The organism is Collinsella aerofaciens, from assembly GCF_039836695.1.
GTDB lineage: Bacteria > Actinomycetota > Coriobacteriia > Coriobacteriales > Coriobacteriaceae > Collinsella > Collinsella aerofaciens_BD.
The window spans coordinates 1-14,906 of record NZ_JBDPAC010000034.1 but is presented as its reverse complement, the minus strand read 5'-3'; the positions used below and the strand labels follow the sequence as shown (position 1 = coordinate 14,906).

Here is a 14,906-nt window from a genome sequence, read left to right as displayed (position 1 = left end):
ACCCCGGAGGAGTTCCGGAATCAGGCCCTCGCGGCCTAGTCGCTATTTAGGGCGTCCAAGATTTGGGACGTAGTTCAGGATGTTGTTCTAGCGGGCTATTTGCGTTTAGGCGCTGGTGGCTAAATTATGCCTATGAATCTTTAAGTCCAAAAAGGTTATCGGCTTCATCGTCAGGCATATATTCCAGCACATCGCCCGGTTGGCAGTCGAGTGCCCGGCATATCGCATCAAGAGTTGAAAAGCGCACGGCAGAAACCTTGCCCGTCTTGATGCGCGACATATTGACCTGGGAGATGCCCACGCGTTCCGCAAGCTCTTTGGATGAGATCTTGCGTTCGGCAAGCATGCGGTCAAGCCGCAGAATAATCATGGATTCCCCCTAGAGCAACTCGTCATCTTGTTTTTGCAGGATATACCCGTAGCGGAAGATGCTGGCAATCAGGCAAATAATCAGGCCTGCAAAGAGCATGGAGGGCTCGAATAACTGGCCGACGAACGCATCCGTAAAGCTGCCGCCAAATCCTGAGAGTATCATTCCCGTGATTACGGCACCAAGAAGTCTCACGGAAACGCCGCCGATAAGGAATAAATGTCCTACTCGACGAAGCGTCTGGTTACATTCAAGGTCAAAGGGCCTGCCTTTCTTTTCAATGTTGAAGAAAAGCCTGCGCACGCTTAGCGCGATGGTAAGCGCGAGACATGTCATCAAGAGGCTTCCTATGGCAGTGTGACCATCGTGTGCGACGAGCATAAGTGGGGCCTGTGCATTGGTACCGACGATAGCAAGGCACGGTCCTTCGCCGGCTTGAAGTTCTACGGATTGGAGACACGACCCTTGGGAGAGTCCAGGCAATATGAGTAGAAGGTCAATCGCAATGACTGCGAGGAGTCCCAGAGCGAGCGCGGTGGTAATGCAGATTGTGGCCCATTTGCAGATGCGAGTGAGCTTCCTCAGATCGGCTATTGCCTGTTCACGGTCGATGGCTTCATTCGATTTGGGTACGTTCCAGCGGATCATAGCTCCTCCAACCAATGTCTTGGATGATACTTGTATTTTATAACATATTTAATGATAAACGATAAATAATTACAGATTAGAGTAAGTAATGTTTGTGAGACGAATAGCGAGAGCTATGGCTCATTTTGGGTGCCTGAGTTTGGTGCGCGGGGGATGAGGACAAATGTCAAAACTTTCCGTGATCGCACAAGTGCTTCATCGGGTTCCCCGATTCATATGGGAAAACAACTGCAAACGATTGCAAGTAACCGGTGAACGGTCGAAAACTACCGTTCACCGATAATCTCAAAACTGGTTCTAACTGGTATTAAGTCAAAAAGACCAATTCACATATCTTCACAATGACCTGCAATTTTTCTACACGCTATTTTTAGCCGCCCTGCGTTGTTTAGACACAGGAAAAGATCCGATTTTTTGCCAAAGCATTTCGAAACGGTTTCAAAACCGCAGGTAGAAGTGTTAACGACCGGTAAACGGTCGATTTATCACCGTGAGCGGTGCAAAAACGTTTTACCGTATGAATCAACGAAAGCGACCTCTTCTGGGGTGATATAGTGACAACAACACATCACGTGGTTACTACCAGTTTAGAAACCACTGGTCTTCAAAGAACGCTTTCTAAGAAGCTTTAAGGGCGAGTGCCCGCTGGCTTCCGAAAATCATCGGACTCAGATTGTACACACCTTCGGAAGGGAAATTTGAATGGTTGGCTTTATTCTTACCGGTCATGGACAGTTCGCACCCGGCCTTGCAAGCGCTATCGCTATGGTTGCCGGCGACCAGCCTGCTTTTACCGTCGTTCCTTTTGAGGGCGACCAGGCCGCATCCTACGGTGAGGATCTCCGCGCCGCTATTACCGCCATGCGCGAGGAGTGCGATGGCGTGCTTGTCTTTACCGACCTGCTTGGCGGCACCCCGTTCAACCAGTCGATGATGATTGCCCAGGATGTCGACAACGTCGAGGTTCTGACTGGCACCAACCTTCCCATGGTTATTGAGCTTCTGTTCCTCCGCGGCAATGCCACGCTCGCCGAGCTTGGCGAGCAGGCCGTGACCGTTGGCCAGACGGGCATCACCGCCCAGACGGTCGCATCCGTTGCCGGCTCCGAGGAAGAGGATATCTTCGGCGACGAGGACGGCATCTAATGGCCGATTTCGGAGCCAACGTCCTGAGCTCCTCGGTCGCCCTTTTAGGCCTGCTTGTCATCATGGGCTTGATTTACACCATCTGGTCGCAAATCAACATGAAGAAGAAGCAGAAGTACTTCAAGGAGCTGCACACCGAGCTCAAGCCGGGTCAGGAGGTTCTTTTCGCCGGCGGTATCTACGGAACCGTCAAAGGCATCGAAGGCGAGAAGGTCCAGATCAAAGTCCGATCCGGAGCCGTCGTAGATGTTTCGCGTTACGCGATTCAGGAGATCAAGTAACTGTCGTCAGCAAATATCGAAAGGAAGCTGATCAACATGGCAGAACCCAACATTCTTCTTACCCGCATCGATAACCGACTGGTTCATGGTCAGGTTGCAACCCAGTGGAACTCCACCCTGGGCTCCAACCTCATCCTCGTCGCCAACGACGACGTGGCGTCCAACACCATGCGCCAGAACCTCATGAAGATGGCCGCTCCCGCCGGCGTCGCTACGCGTTTCTTCTCCCTGCAGAAGACCATCGACGTCATTGGCAAGGCGAGCCCGCGCCAGAAGATCTTCATCGTGGCCGAAACACCGGAAGACGTGCTTACGCTCGTCAAGGGCGGTGTGCCTATAAAGAAGGTAAACATCGGCAACATGCACATGTCGGAAGGAAAGCGCCAAGTCGCCACCTCCGTCGCAGTTAACGACGAGGATGTCGCTGCGTTTAAAGAGCTGCAGGAATTGGGGGTGGAGTTGGAGATCAGGCGCGTTCCGAGCACGCCTGTTGAGGACACGAGCAAGCTCTTCTCGTAATCCTCGTGATCCACGTTGTCAGGAGTGAAACCCTGACGTTCTGTACGTGATATCCAAAGTGCGTACATACATTTTGAAAGGAGGAGCAAGATGGAATACTCGATCATCCAGATCGCTCTGGTCTTCGTTGTTACGTTCATCGCGGCAATCGACCAGTTTGACTTCCTCGAGTCTCTCTATCAGCCCATCGTCACCGGCGCCGTCATCGGTCTTATCCTTGGCGACCTCAACACCGGTCTTCTCGTGGGTGGTACCTATCAGCTCATGACGATCGGCAACATGCCGATCGGAGGCGCTCAGCCGCCTAACGCCGTCATCGGCGGCATCATGGCAGCCATTCTCGCTATCGCCACGGGCCTCGAGCCCAACGCGGCAGTCGGCCTCGCCATTCCGTTCGCTCTGCTTGGCCAGCTTGGCGTTACCCTGGTCTTCACGCTTATGTCCCCGCTTATGTCCACGGCCGATAACATGGCTCACAACGCGGACACCAAGGGCATCGAGCGCCTGAACTACTTCGCCATGGCTCTGCTCGGCCTGATCTTCGCTGTCGTCGTCACCCTGTTCTTCATCGCTGGCGCTACCATCGGTCAGACCATCGCTTCTGCCATCCCGACTTGGCTGCAGACCGGTCTGTCCGCTGCAGGCGGCATGATGCGCTTCGTCGGCTTCGCCGTCCTGCTCAAGGTTATGATGAACCGCGATATGTGGGGCTTCTTCCTCATGGGCTTCGGCCTCGCGCTCATCACCGTTGCCAACGATTCGCTGGCAACCCCTGCTCTGCTCATCCTCGCTCTCATCGGCTTCGGCATCGCTTTCTGGGACTTCCAGCAGCAGACCGAGCTGAAGGGTGCAGCTGTTTCTGACGGAGGTGACTTCGAAGATGGCATCTAATGAGTATGTGATCCCGGAGCACTACGAGGATCTCACTCCTGCTCCGCAGCTCGACCAGAAGACCCTCAACAAGATGGCTTGGCGCTCCTGCTTCCTGCAGGCATCGTTCAACTACGAGCGCATGCAGGCCGCTGGCTGGCTTTACTCCATCATCCCCGGTCTGGAGAAGATCCACACCAACAAGAACGACCTCGCGGCTTCCATGAGCCACAACCTGGAGTTCTTCAACACCCACCCGTTCCTCGTCACCTTTGTTATGGGCATCGTGCTTTCGCTCGAGCAGAACAAGGTTGACATCCCCACGATCCGCGCCGTCCGCGTCGCCGCAATGGGCCCGCTCGGTGGTATCGGTGACGCCCTGTTCTGGCTGACGCTTGTGCCTATCACGGCCGGCATCACCTCCAACATGGCCATCAACGGCAACGCCGCTGCGCCGATCATCTTCCTGGTGATCTTCAACGCCGTCCAGTTCGCTCTGCGCTTCTGGCTCATGAACTGGTCCTACAAGCTTGGCACCAGCGCTATTGACGCTCTGACCGCCAACATGCAGGCCTTCACGCGTGCCGCTTCCATCATGGGCGTCTTCGTCGTCGGTTGCCTGGTCGTCACCATGGGTGGCACCCAGATCAACCTCCAGATCCCCAACGGCACCACCCGTGGCCTTGCCCCTACTACCGTGATCGTCTCCGAGAAGGAGGCCGAGAACTTCACCGGTATGGAGGGCATCGATACCGAGACCGCTGAGGCCGGTACCATCGCCATGACCGATGAGGACGGCAACGCCCTCACCGCCACCGATGCAGACGGCAACGAGGTCAAGTGCGGCGTCGCCGATCTGGGCAACGGCATGGAGTCCGTGACCTACGCTACCGTCACCGAGGATCCGGTCAACTTCTCTGTTGCCGACACCCTCAACACCATCGTCCCGAAGCTCGTCCCGCTTATGCTTACGCTGCTGCTTTACTACATGTTCGCTAAGCACAGCTGGACCCCGACCAAGGGCATTCTCCTGCTCTTCGTCCTTGGCATCCTGGGCGCTGGCCCGCTTGGTCTCTGGCCGAGCATCTGGTAAGGCTCTAGCTTGAGGGGTGTGTCCCTACGCGGCTCACACCCCGACCCCTTAAGCCATGTGTATGTTAAAAGCCGCGTGCTCGAAAGAGCGCGCGGCTTTTGTTTTCTTGATGATTCGGGTGTGGCAGACAGATAATGCTAAACACCCTAGGTAGTTAGCCGAATTCGAGCAAAAGGGAGGATAGGATGGCGATCGGAGCGCGTAAGCAACCGCTGTACGATCAGCTGGTCGATATTCTGACCGAAAAGATCGACCATGAATATCGCGCCGGTGACATGATTCCTTCCGAGCGCGAACTTTCGGAGCGCTATGGTCTCTCGCGCACTACGGTACGCCTGGCTCTGCAGGAACTGGAGCGTTTAGGACTGGTGGTTCGGCAGCACGGTCGCGGTACCTTTGTGACCGACCGTTCGGCAAAAGCAACCAATCTTATGCAGTCCTACAGCTTTACCGAGCAGATGCGCGCGATGGGTCGCGACCCCGAGACCACGATTCTCGAGTTTTGCGAGATGGAGGCCGATAAGAATCTGGCCGAGCATATGGGATTGCGTATCGGTGATCGCATTTTTAAGCTTAAGCGCCTTCGTTCTGCCGATAACATGCCCATGATGGTCGAACGCAGCTATCTACCGGTTCGTCAATTTCTTTCCCTAAAGCGACCACTGCTGGAGCGTAAGCCGCTTTACGATGTGATTGAGCAAGACTTTCAGCAAAAGATTCGCGTGGCCGAAGAGGAGTTCTATGCGAGCATAGCCCGTCCCACCGACGCCCACCTTTTGGGAATTGTCGAGGGCTCGCCTGTGCTCGATTTGGTCAGGACTACGTATAACGAGTCAAACGAGGTTGTGGAGTATACACTCTCGGTTGCTCGTGCCGATCAGTTTAAATACAAGGTTTACCACCAGCGTAGCAACTAGTGTCCGCATTGTTTCCATATGATGATTCTTTGCATTTAACTGGTTACTACCAGATAACCAACCGAAGTGTATAATTGCACGTCAGAGGATTACTTCTAGAGAGAGGTATTAGAAATGTTCGAGAAGAGTGTCGAGGAGCTCACCGAGCTCGGCGCCCAGATCACCACGGCCGAGATTGCTCAGCAGCCCGAGCTTTGGCGTGATACGCTCAACATCTATCGCGAGAACAAGGAGGCCATCGAGGCCTTCCTGGCCGAGGCTCGCGCTATGGGCGAGGGTCGTCTGTCCGTTGTCTTCACCGGTGCCGGTACGTCCGACTACGTTGGCGATACTTGCGCCCCGTACCTGCGTCACGCTGGCAACACTGATCTCTACGACTTTAAGCCCATCGCCACGACCGACATCGTGAGCGCTCCGCGCGACTTCCTGCGCGCCGAGGATCCCACGCTCGTGGTTTCCTTTGCCCGCTCTGGCAACAGCCCCGAGAGCCTTGCCGCCGTTGCCGTTGCCAAGGAGCTCGTCCACAACGTCAAGTTCCTCAACATCACCTGCGCTCCCGAGGGCAAGCTCGCCGTCGAGTCTGCCGATGATCCCAATGCGCTGACGCTGCTCATTCCGCGCGCCAACGACAAGGGCTTCGCCATGACCGGTTCTTATTCCTGCATGACCCTGCTCTCCACCCTTATTTTCGACACTGCCTCTGACGAGCAGAAGGCCGAGTGGGTCGAGACCATCGCCAAGATGGGCAAGGAGGTTATCGCTCGCGAGTCCGAGGTCGCCGATTACCTCGCTGGCGACTTCAACCGCGTGACCTACCTGGGCTCCGGCTCCTTTGGCGGCCTTGCTCAGGAGAGCCAGCTTAAGATTCTCGAGCTTGCTCACGGCCTGGTTGCCACTTCTTACGACACTTCCATGGGCTATCGTCACGGACCCAAGTCCTTCGTCGACGATAAGACGCTCGTCTTCGTGTTCGTCAACAACGACGCCTACACCCGTCAGTACGACATCGACATCCTCAACGAGATCGGTGGCGACAAGATCGCTCAGCACACCGTCGCCGTTCAGCAGGAAGGTGCCACCGTCTATGAGGGTGAGTCCTTCACCTTTAAGGGCTACGAGGCACTTCCCGAGGGCTACCTTGCCCTGCCGTTCGTGATGTTTGCCCAGGCTATCAGCCTGCTCAACTCCTTGCGCGTGGGCAACACGCCCGATACGCCGAGCCCCACCGGCACGGTCAACCGCGTGGTCAAGGGCGTGACGATTCACCCCTTCACCGCTTAATCGCGTCCCCCTGTAAGGGCGCCCGTCCGCTCATAACGGCGGGCGGGCGCTTTTTGTTTTTACATGGACCGGGTATAAGCATTACCACAGTCAACTGCTTTAGAAGCAAGGAGTGCATATGAGCACGTACGCAATTAAGGCTGACAAGTTCTTCTTGCCGGCAGGCCCGCAACTGGGCGGCTATCTTATGGTCGAGGATGGCGTTTTTGGCGCCTGGCAGGCCGACGAGCCCTCTTGCGAGATTAAGGACTACACGGGATCGTGGATCGCACCGGGTATGGTCGATACTCACATCCATGGCTTTTATAACCACTCGACTACCGATAACGACCCCGAGGGTATCGATATCAGCTCGACCGAGCTCGCCCGTCGCGGTACCACCAGCTGGCTGCCCACGACGTTCACCGATGGCGTCGAGCAGATCAAGGATGCCTGCGCCGCTATCGCCAAGGCGGACGAGGGCCGCGGCCCCGACTTCTGCGGTGCTCGCATTCAGGGCATCTACCTGGAGGGCCCCTTCTTTACCATGAAGCACGTGGGCGCGCAGAACCCCGCTTATCTTATCGATCCCTCCGAGGAGGTCTTCGATCAGTGGCAGGAGGCTGCGGGCGGTCGCATCGTTAAGAGCGCCATGGCGGCCGAGCGCGACGGTGCCGCTGCTTATGCGGCTGCTCTGAACGCCAAGGGTGTGGTGACCAGCATCGGTCACTCCGACGCCACCTACGATGAGTGCATCGCCGCCATCAACGCCGGTGCCAGCTGCTTTACGCATACCTATAACGGCCAGCGCGGGCTGCATCACCGTGAGCCCGGTGTCGTGGGCGCTGCCATGTCCACGCCCGAGACCTACGCCGAGATCATCTGTGACGGCAAGCACGTAAACCCTGCCGCCATCAAGGCGCTGCTACAGGCAAAGGGCTGGCAGCACACGGTGCTCATCACCGACTGCCTGGGTTGCGGCGGCATGCCCGAGGGCAGCTACACCAGTGGCGGCATGGACGTCATCATGAAGGACAACCTGTGCTGGCTCGCCGACGGCAAGAGCATTGCCGGCTCGGTGCTCACGCTTGCCCAGGGCGTCAAGAACATCGTCGACTGGGGCATCGCTAGCGCCGATATCGCCATTCGCATGGCAACTGAGGTGCCGGCACGCTCCGCGCACATCGAGGATAAGTGCGGCAGCATCATGCCGGGTCGCGACGCCGACTTTGTCGTGTTCGACCATGAGCTCACCCTCGTCGAGACGTATGTTGGCGGCCAGAGCGTCGGCAACGCCTTTACCGAGTAACGATAGAAAAAGACGGCGGGCCCGAATCTGCTCGGACCCGCCGTATGGGTTAAACGCTCAAAAGCACCTTAACAGTTACAGCTTGTTAGCGATCTTCTTTGCCGTGCGCTTGACGCCGGCCACAAGACCCCCCGCGGGATGCTCCTTTTCGTATGCTAGACGCTTCTCGCGCTTGGCGTACTCTTCGACGATGATATCGCCGTACTCATCTTCGATTTTGTCGAAGAAATCGACAGCTCCCTTAATCTCTTCGGCAGTTGGGTGCCCCTTCTGGACACCGCCGGTGAGTTTGAACGGCCCCCACGTATCAAAGCCGGGACAGCCGTAGACGCCCATAAAGATGGCCTGCCTCATGCGGCAGATGCCATCGATATCCTTGCCGTACCACTTGTTTTTGCCACCGTAGGTCATAAGGCCAAACACCTTGTCCTGCGGCTGCAGCACGTTCGTGAGCACGCGCGCCATATCTTTGTCGATCTCGGAGTAATAGATGCCCGTGGCGACGCCGATCAGATGATATTCGTGCAGGTCGGGGTATTCGTTTTTACCGAGTGACTTCACGTCGAGGGTATCGATTTCGGGGTGCGCCTCGACGATGGCGTCCACGAGCTTTTTCGTATTGCCGTGGTGGCGTGAGGCATAAAGGATGATGGTTCGCATAAGAAGGCCTTTCAGCTGTAATTGCATCAATGTCTGTATGGTACCCCGTTGCATGGCTGGGAAACCGGACGCATCGATGAACGTGCGGGTTTGTCCTTTGGTCAGGGCCGAGACGGGTTCTTGCGAGCAAAAAGCAGTTGTTCGAAAGGATGGACAATGGAATACGCTCTCTCCAACGATTCGATTTCTATCAAGGTCTCCACGACCGGTGGTTCGTTTACCTCGATTGAGGCTGGAGGTCGCGAGTACTTGTGGCAGGGCGATCCCGCCGTGTGGTCCGGCCAGGCACCGATTTGCTTCCCGATTTGCGGAGGTTTGCGCGATAACAGCGCCATGACGTTTGCCGGACATCATGTGAAGCTCGCCCGCCATGGGTTTGCGCGCAAACAGGAGTGGAAGCTGCTGAGCCAGAGCGAGAACGAGCTGGCGATGTGCCTGGCTTCGGAGGATAACGCCGCGCTGCTGAGCGATTATCCGTATCCGTTTAAGCTTGTCGCCCGCTATACGCTCGAGGACGCCGCCGTGCGCGTCTCCTATGAGGTTACCAACGAGGGCACCGAGGACATGCCTTTCTTTATCGGTGGACACCCCGGCTTTAGGTGCCCGCTCGATGAGGGCGAGGCCTATACGGACTACGAGTTGCGTTTTGAGAAAGACGAGGCTGCTGAGCTTTGCACTGCCGTCCCCTCGACTGGCTTGATTGACGTGACCAACCGCTCCAAGAACCCCATGGTGGGAAAGACGCTGCCTCTGTCACATGAGCTCTTCGATTTTGCGGAGACCATCTTTGACGTGCTCGAGAGCCGTCAGGTCACGCTTTCCAAAAAGGGCGAGGACAAGGGTGTTCGCCTGAGCTTTGAGGGCTTCCCGTACCTCATTGTGTGGAGCAAGCCCGAGGGTGATTTTGTGGCAGTTGAGCCCTGGGGCGGTCTTTCGACCTGCTCCGATGAGGACGACGTGCTTGAGCACAAGCGCGGCTGCCTTATCGCCAAGCCCAAAGAAACCATCGTGCGCTCGTTCACAATCGAGATTCTGTAGTCGCATGTAGCCAATTCGTTTTGCAAGGCATAAGGAGCCTGCGAGATAAGGAGCTAGAAATGATCCTCACCGTTACGATGAACCCGTCCGTCGATACGCGCTATCAGCTCGATGAGCTCATTATCGACGACGTCAACCGCGTGACGCCCGAAAAGACCGCCGGCGGTAAGGGCCTCAACGTGGCCCGCGTCCTGGGCCAGCTGGGCGACGATGTCGTGGCAACCGGCCTGCTTGGTGGTCATATGGGCGCCTATATGGCCGAGCTCATGGATGCCAACGGCATTAAGAATGATTTTGTGCCCATCAAGGGCGAGACTCGCATCTGTCTCAATATCCTTCATGCTGGCAACCAGACCGAGTTGCTCGAGAGCGGCCCGACGATTGCCCCCGAGGAACTCGATGCCTTTACCGCCAAGTTCGCCGAGCTTGCGAGCAAGGCCGATGTCGTTACCATCTCGGGTTCGCTGCCCCGCGGCGTCGAGGCGGACTACTACGCCAAGATCACGGGTATTGCAGAGAACGCCGGCGCCAAGGTGCTGCTCGATACCTCGGGCGCCTCGCTCGAGGCTGCGCTCAAGTCCGAGGTCAAGCCTGAGCTGGTTAAGCCTAACCTGACCGAAATTAACGGCCTTCTGGGCACGAGCTTTACCACCGACGATGTGGACGAGCTCCGTTCCGCGCTCGCCTCTGACGCCCGCTTCTCCGATATCCCCTGGGTCGTCGTATCCATGGGCGCTGCCGGCTCAGTTGGCTTCCACAATGGCCGTGCGTTCCGCGCCAAGACCCCCGATATCCCCGCCGTTAACGCTACGGGCTCTGGCGATTCGACCATTGCCGGCTTCGCACATGCGATTGCTGCCGGCGCCGACGACGAGACGGTGCTGCGTACCGCCAACACCTGCGGCAAACTCAATGCCATGGATCCCATGACCGGCCATCTGGTCATGGACCGTTGGGACGAGGTCTACAACGGCGTTGTCGTGACCGAGCTGTAAGAGCTTGGGCGTCTGCCCCGGCATCGGTTGCCAGCTCATGTCGACGACAAGTGCAGTAGCATTATGCCGGGGCGCGACGCCGACACTGTCGTGTTCAATCCCGACCTTACCCTGGTCGAGACGCATGTGGGTGGCAACAGCGTCGGTAATGCGTTTGCCGAGTAGCCGCCAAAGAAACGATCCGAGAGGGGATTTAGATGATTTACGGTGCATTGGGCGATATCGAGGAGTACCGTGGAATGCTCAAGGGCCTCGACGTGCTGATCGACTGGCTCGAGGAGAACGATCCGGCGAAGCTCGAGGTCGGCAGCCATTCGATTCTGGGCGACAAGGTCTTTGCGAACGTCATGGCTCCCACGACGCGTCCCGAAGCCGAGGCCCACTACGAGACGCATCAGCGCTATCACGACCTGCAGATCGACGTCGAGGGTCGCGAGGCCTTTAAGGTTGCCACGGGCAGCCTGACGCTGGTTCAGGAGTTTGACGAGAAGGACGACTACGATTTGGTCGATTCCGACGCCTCGATCGCCGGCGATCTTGCTGACGACAAGTTTGCGCTGTTTGTTGCCGGCGAGCCTCACATGCCCACGCTCGAGTTCCCGGGCGATGGCGCGCAGCCGGTCAAGAAGATCTGCTTTAAGCTGCTTGCAGACGCTTACTGGGAGGAGTAACGAGCCGCTCGGCTGAGCTGTTCGTTTTGCGAGCGTTATCCCTTGGAGGAATGCGCTTGGGCCCCGCTGATCGCGGTTCCTTTGGGGATTGCGGTTGGCGGGGCTTTCTGTTTTTGAGTAGGGGGGTTGAGGCCGTTACGATACGTGGATTGGCACGCACGCACTCAAAATCGGCAACAAAAAAGCCGCCCGAAGGCGGCTATCTTGTGCAATGGAGCCAGCGACCGGGCTCGAACCGGTGACCCCCGCTTTACGAGAGCGGTGCTCTACCAACTGAGCTACGCTGGCGGCCATGTGGTGACGCAACTGAGGCGTCAACGGCTGTCTATGATACGGGACATCGCACATCCGCGCAAGGGTTCTGATGGCTTTTCTCACTTTAAATGCACTAATATTAGAGGCGCGATGTCTGCGGCGTCCATCTGGCGCTTGACCAGCTGTTGAGTTGGTGGTCGACGTCCCGCTCGTATGGGTCTCAAACAGAATGGGGCAGCCATGGCTCAACCCAAGATCCTTCTCACGCGTATCGATGACCGTTTCATTTACGGACAAGACGTTGAGCTGTGGAACGAAGCCGTGGGTTCCAACCTTGTCCTAATCGTCAACGATGAGATCGCGGCAGATTCGCGCCAATGGGCACCCATGAGGGTGGCGGCGCCAGAAGGCGTTTGGACGCGGTTTTTCTCGGTGCAAAGGACCATCGACGTCATTCATACCGCAACGCCTCGCCAATTGATTCTGATCATGGTGGCCTCACCCTCCGATGCGCTCGCGCTGGTTAAGGGCGGTGTGCCAATAACCAAGATTAGTATCGGCCATATGCGGGCGGGGGAGGGCAAGCGCTCTGCAACGCCTGCCGTTGCCGTAGGCGATACAGACATCGCCGCCTTCAAAGAGTTGCAAAAGCTCGGTATAGAGCTAGAAATCCGCTATCTCCCCAGTTCCGCCCCCGATCCCATCGGCAATCTGTTCAACTGATCCCTTGGGGACGGAGGAAAACGGATCATTTTGCCTTCGTAGGGGATCTGTGTGGCGCTGTCCGCCAAAACTATGCCGGTTTTCTACGATGAATTGCTTATCGCCGAGCATGCCAAATTTGCAGAGAATAAAACCGCAGGTAAACGAGCTGCTAATTTTTTATAAACCAGCGCGTGGTCGGACATAGTGGGTTCATCGTAGTAATTCGGCATAGTTTTGTTATGTCACCAATTCGGTGGCATCGAAAAGAAGGATTTAGGCATGAAGCAGCGCCCGTCGGCGGTGTGCCGGCGGGCGCTGCTGTGCGATATGTTGTGTTATGGGCTTAGTGCCTCATAAAGTGGTACTCGATCACATTACTGTAGGGATGACCCGGGCCCACAATGCCCTGCGGGAACAGCGGCTGGTGCGGCGTGTCGGGGTACATCTCGGCCTCGAGGGCAAAGCCGGCGCCCCAACCATAGTTGGCATCGTCCTTGGCGTGCTCGTCGCCCAGCCAGTTGCCGGTGTAGAGTTGCACGCCCGGGGCGGTGGTGTAGTAGTCCAGCTCACGACCGGTCCACATCTCCTCGACATGTAGGGCGCGACGCAGGTTGCGGCCGTACTGATAGCCATCGATGCACAGGCAGTGATCGTAGCCACGGGCCTGCTTAATCTGCGGGTCGTCGGCCTCCATGCCGGGTGCGACGGGGCGCAGCTCGCGAAAGTCAAACGGTGTTCCCTCGACCGGAGCGATTTCGCCGGTGGGGATGTTCTGCTCGTTAATGGGCAAGTAGTGGGCAGCGTTGGCGATAAAGAAGTGCTCACAGTCCATGCCGGCGTTATGGCCGGCAAGGTTAAAGTACGTGTGGTTGGTCATGGACACGTAGGTGGCACGGTCGCTCTCGCAACCATACTCGATACGGAAGACACCGGTGCGTGTAACGGTAAACACGGCCGTAAAGGTGCGGTTGCCGGGCAGGCCCAGCTCGCCATCCTTAAGCGAGGTGGTCATGCGCACGGCGTTGTGAGTCTCGTCGAGCTCAACGTCCCATACGCGCTTGTGCAGACCATGCTCAAGATCGCTGTGCAGGTTGTTGACGCCTTCGTTGGCCGGCATGTGCCAGTCCGTGCCGTCGATGGTGATCGTGGCGCCCGCGGTGCGGTTTGCCACGGGGCCGATGGTCGCGCCAAAGCAGGCGGGGTTGTCAGAGTAATCCTCGAGCTTATCGAAGCCCAGTACCACATCGCGCACGTTGCCGGGAATATCGGGCACATCGATACCCAGCACGGTGGCGCCATAGTCCATAATGCGAACGCAGATCTCGGGCCCGTTGAGGGTATAACGATGAACGGAGGTGCCGCACGGCGCGGTGCCGAAAAGCTCGGAAGTGATCATTTGGTTCCTAACATCGAGGTATTTCGGACAAACTGTAGCGCGAACAGGTGAGATTATCACTACACCCCACTAAAGCAGGGGGTATTTTTCTCAAAAAAGTGATGATTGGAGCTGTGCGGGTGTTCATTTTTGACGCGCACGAGTCTGATACAATTTGTTCGTTACTGTTTGAATGATATGCGCGCAAAGAACGGCGAGGATTCATCGTGATTAAGGCAGAGCGACAGGATAAGGTTCGTCAGCTGCTCGAAGAGCAGGGCACGGTTTCGGTCAAGGAGATTTCGGATGCGCTGGGCGTTTCGGATATGACGATTCGCCGCGACCTCGAAGAACTTGCGAGCTTGGGCGAGATCGAGCGCGTGCACGGCGGCGCCCGTAGCGCACAGGGACGTCCCCATGCTATGTTGCGCCATGAGTATTCGCACAGCGAAAAGCGCACTAAGCATGCCGAGGAAAAGCTGCAGATTGCGCGCCGTGCTGTGAAGCTTATCGAGGAGGGCTCGACCATCTTTTTGGGTACGGGCACTACGGTGGAACAGATGGCCTCGATGCTGCCGGCGTGTCGCCTGCGCATTGTGACCAACTCGCTTTCGGTGTTTAACCTGCTCGAGGCGCGCGAAGACTGCGACCTGTGCCTCGTGGGCGGCATGTACCGTCGCCGCACCGCCGCTTTTGTGGGACCAACGGCCGAGGATACCCTGCGTGCGTTGGGCATCGACGCGGCGTTTATCGGCGCCAACGGCATTCTGGATGGCGATGTGTCTACGTCCAAT

17 protein-coding genes and 1 tRNA gene are annotated in these 14,906 nt (G+C 57.1%); 13 read left to right on the top strand and 5 right to left on the bottom strand.

The window, feature by feature from the left end; all coding sequences use genetic code 11:
- Nucleotides 1-130: 130 nt before the first annotated feature.
- Nucleotides 131-370, bottom strand: coding sequence for a helix-turn-helix domain-containing protein (locus ABG996_RS10325; RefSeq protein ID WP_118099149.1), 240 nt, complete (start codon nucleotides 368-370; stop codon nucleotides 131-133).
- 9 nt (nucleotides 371-379) lie between these two features.
- The gene (locus ABG996_RS10320; protein ID WP_347479659.1) at nucleotides 380-1,018 is read right to left on the bottom strand and encodes a hypothetical protein; all 639 of its coding nucleotides are present in this window, start codon (nucleotides 1,016-1,018) and stop codon (nucleotides 380-382) included.
- Between the two features lie 702 nt (nucleotides 1,019-1,720).
- Here ABG996_RS10320 and ABG996_RS10315 point away from each other — a divergent pair.
- From ABG996_RS10315 to nagA, 8 genes are all read left to right on the top strand, one after another.
- Complete coding sequence (locus ABG996_RS10315) at nucleotides 1,721-2,164, top strand: PTS sugar transporter subunit IIA domain-containing protein (RefSeq protein ID WP_055310428.1); 444 nt, start codon at nucleotides 1,721-1,723, stop codon at nucleotides 2,162-2,164.
- The gene (gene yajC / locus ABG996_RS10310; protein ID WP_022094612.1) at nucleotides 2,164-2,445 is read left to right on the top strand and encodes a preprotein translocase subunit YajC; all 282 of its coding nucleotides are present in this window, start codon (nucleotides 2,164-2,166) and stop codon (nucleotides 2,443-2,445) included. The genes ABG996_RS10315 and yajC overlap by 1 nt, the downstream gene beginning before the upstream one ends.
- A gap of 36 nt (nucleotides 2,446-2,481) precedes the next feature.
- A complete protein-coding gene (gene agaV / locus ABG996_RS10305) occupies nucleotides 2,482-2,964 on the top strand; it encodes a PTS N-acetylgalactosamine transporter subunit IIB (protein ID WP_022094611.1) in 483 nt (160 codons plus the stop codon).
- Nucleotides 2,965-3,054: 90 nt separating this feature from the next.
- Nucleotides 3,055-3,855, top strand: a complete 801-nt coding sequence (locus tag ABG996_RS10300) for a PTS mannose/fructose/sorbose/N-acetylgalactosamine transporter subunit IIC (protein WP_022094610.1) — start codon at nucleotides 3,055-3,057, stop codon at nucleotides 3,853-3,855.
- Complete coding sequence (locus ABG996_RS10295; RefSeq protein ID WP_195232807.1) at nucleotides 3,845-4,927, top strand: PTS system mannose/fructose/sorbose family transporter subunit IID; 1,083 nt, start codon at nucleotides 3,845-3,847, stop codon at nucleotides 4,925-4,927. The genes ABG996_RS10300 and ABG996_RS10295 overlap by 11 nt, the downstream gene beginning before the upstream one ends.
- 185 nt (nucleotides 4,928-5,112) lie before the next feature.
- The gene (locus tag ABG996_RS10290) at nucleotides 5,113-5,844 is read left to right on the top strand and encodes a GntR family transcriptional regulator (RefSeq protein ID WP_117806791.1); all 732 of its coding nucleotides are present in this window, start codon (nucleotides 5,113-5,115) and stop codon (nucleotides 5,842-5,844) included.
- Between the two features lie 114 nt (nucleotides 5,845-5,958).
- Nucleotides 5,959-7,125 (top strand): AgaS family sugar isomerase, encoded by a 1,167-nt coding sequence (locus tag ABG996_RS10285; protein WP_347479663.1) that lies wholly within the window; start codon nucleotides 5,959-5,961, stop codon nucleotides 7,123-7,125.
- Between the two features lie 118 nt (nucleotides 7,126-7,243).
- Nucleotides 7,244-8,413: an N-acetylglucosamine-6-phosphate deacetylase gene (nagA, locus tag ABG996_RS10280; protein WP_117769904.1), complete on the top strand. Its 1,170-nt coding sequence runs from the start codon at nucleotides 7,244-7,246 to the stop codon at nucleotides 8,411-8,413.
- 75 nt (nucleotides 8,414-8,488) lie between these two features.
- Here nagA and ABG996_RS10275 read toward each other — a convergent pair whose 3' ends face one another.
- Nucleotides 8,489-9,073, bottom strand: a complete 585-nt coding sequence (locus ABG996_RS10275; protein WP_118372965.1) for a flavodoxin domain-containing protein — start codon at nucleotides 9,071-9,073, stop codon at nucleotides 8,489-8,491.
- Nucleotides 9,074-9,229: 156 nt separating this feature from the next.
- Here ABG996_RS10275 and ABG996_RS10270 point away from each other — a divergent pair, with 156 nt between their 5' ends.
- The 3 genes from ABG996_RS10270 (at nucleotide 9,230) to ABG996_RS10260 (ending at nucleotide 11,777) form a co-directional block, all read left to right on the top strand.
- Nucleotides 9,230-10,111, top strand: coding sequence for an aldose 1-epimerase family protein (locus ABG996_RS10270; RefSeq protein ID WP_347479666.1), 882 nt, complete (start codon nucleotides 9,230-9,232; stop codon nucleotides 10,109-10,111).
- A gap of 59 nt (nucleotides 10,112-10,170) precedes the next feature.
- On the top strand, nucleotides 10,171-11,106 hold the full coding sequence (locus tag ABG996_RS10265; protein WP_055251199.1) for a hexose kinase: 936 nt from the start codon (nucleotides 10,171-10,173) through the stop codon (nucleotides 11,104-11,106).
- A 197-nt stretch (nucleotides 11,107-11,303) separates the two neighbouring features.
- Nucleotides 11,304-11,777, top strand: a complete 474-nt coding sequence (locus ABG996_RS10260) for a NanQ anomerase/TabA/YiaL family protein (protein WP_347479668.1) — start codon at nucleotides 11,304-11,306, stop codon at nucleotides 11,775-11,777.
- Between the two features lie 212 nt (nucleotides 11,778-11,989).
- On the opposite strand, the gene ABG996_RS10255 is transcribed toward ABG996_RS10260, so the two are convergent.
- Nucleotides 11,990-12,065, bottom strand: a tRNA-Thr gene (locus ABG996_RS10255).
- A gap of 207 nt (nucleotides 12,066-12,272) precedes the next feature.
- Between ABG996_RS10255 and ABG996_RS10250 the strand changes: the two genes are divergently transcribed.
- Nucleotides 12,273-12,755 carry a PTS sugar transporter subunit IIB gene (locus tag ABG996_RS10250; RefSeq protein ID WP_347479669.1) on the top strand — a complete coding sequence of 161 codons (483 nt, stop codon included), beginning with the start codon at nucleotides 12,273-12,275 and terminating at the stop codon, nucleotides 12,753-12,755.
- A 325-nt stretch (nucleotides 12,756-13,080) separates the two neighbouring features.
- Here the strand turns inward: ABG996_RS10250 and ABG996_RS10245 are convergent, their stop codons facing one another.
- Nucleotides 13,081-14,133: an aldose epimerase family protein gene (locus ABG996_RS10245; RefSeq protein ID WP_347479670.1), complete on the bottom strand. Its 1,053-nt coding sequence runs from the start codon at nucleotides 14,131-14,133 to the stop codon at nucleotides 13,081-13,083.
- Nucleotides 14,134-14,339: 206 nt separating this feature from the next.
- Between ABG996_RS10245 and ABG996_RS10240 the strand changes: the two genes are divergently transcribed.
- Nucleotides 14,340-14,906, top strand: a 567-nt coding sequence (locus ABG996_RS10240) for a DeoR/GlpR family DNA-binding transcription regulator (protein ID WP_347500985.1), incomplete at its 3' end; no start/stop codon positions are given.

Coding starts and splice junctions, on each gene's coding strand:
- nagA (WP_117769904.1), top strand. CDS start 7,244: ATGAGCACGTACGCAATTAAGGCTGACAAGTTCTTCTTGCCGGCAGGC.
- ABG996_RS10275 (WP_118372965.1), bottom strand. CDS start 9,073: ATGCGAACCATCATCCTTTATGCCTCACGCCACCACGGCAATACGAAA.
- ABG996_RS10290 (WP_117806791.1), top strand. CDS start 5,113: ATGGCGATCGGAGCGCGTAAGCAACCGCTGTACGATCAGCTGGTCGAT.
- ABG996_RS10295 (WP_195232807.1), top strand. CDS start 3,845: ATGGCATCTAATGAGTATGTGATCCCGGAGCACTACGAGGATCTCACT.
- ABG996_RS10285 (WP_347479663.1), top strand. CDS start 5,959: ATGTTCGAGAAGAGTGTCGAGGAGCTCACCGAGCTCGGCGCCCAGATC.
- ABG996_RS10260 (WP_347479668.1), top strand. CDS start 11,304: ATGATTTACGGTGCATTGGGCGATATCGAGGAGTACCGTGGAATGCTC.
- ABG996_RS10325 (WP_118099149.1), bottom strand. CDS start 370: ATGATTATTCTGCGGCTTGACCGCATGCTTGCCGAACGCAAGATCTCA.
- yajC (WP_022094612.1), top strand. CDS start 2,164: ATGGCCGATTTCGGAGCCAACGTCCTGAGCTCCTCGGTCGCCCTTTTA.
- ABG996_RS10315 (WP_055310428.1), top strand. CDS start 1,721: ATGGTTGGCTTTATTCTTACCGGTCATGGACAGTTCGCACCCGGCCTT.
- ABG996_RS10320 (WP_347479659.1), bottom strand. CDS start 1,018: ATGATCCGCTGGAACGTACCCAAATCGAATGAAGCCATCGACCGTGAA.
- ABG996_RS10300 (WP_022094610.1), top strand. CDS start 3,055: ATGGAATACTCGATCATCCAGATCGCTCTGGTCTTCGTTGTTACGTTC.
- ABG996_RS10250 (WP_347479669.1), top strand. CDS start 12,273: ATGGCTCAACCCAAGATCCTTCTCACGCGTATCGATGACCGTTTCATT.
- agaV (WP_022094611.1), top strand. CDS start 2,482: ATGGCAGAACCCAACATTCTTCTTACCCGCATCGATAACCGACTGGTT.
- ABG996_RS10265 (WP_055251199.1), top strand. CDS start 10,171: ATGATCCTCACCGTTACGATGAACCCGTCCGTCGATACGCGCTATCAG.
- ABG996_RS10245 (WP_347479670.1), bottom strand. CDS start 14,133: ATGATCACTTCCGAGCTTTTCGGCACCGCGCCGTGCGGCACCTCCGTT.
- ABG996_RS10270 (WP_347479666.1), top strand. CDS start 9,230: ATGGAATACGCTCTCTCCAACGATTCGATTTCTATCAAGGTCTCCACG.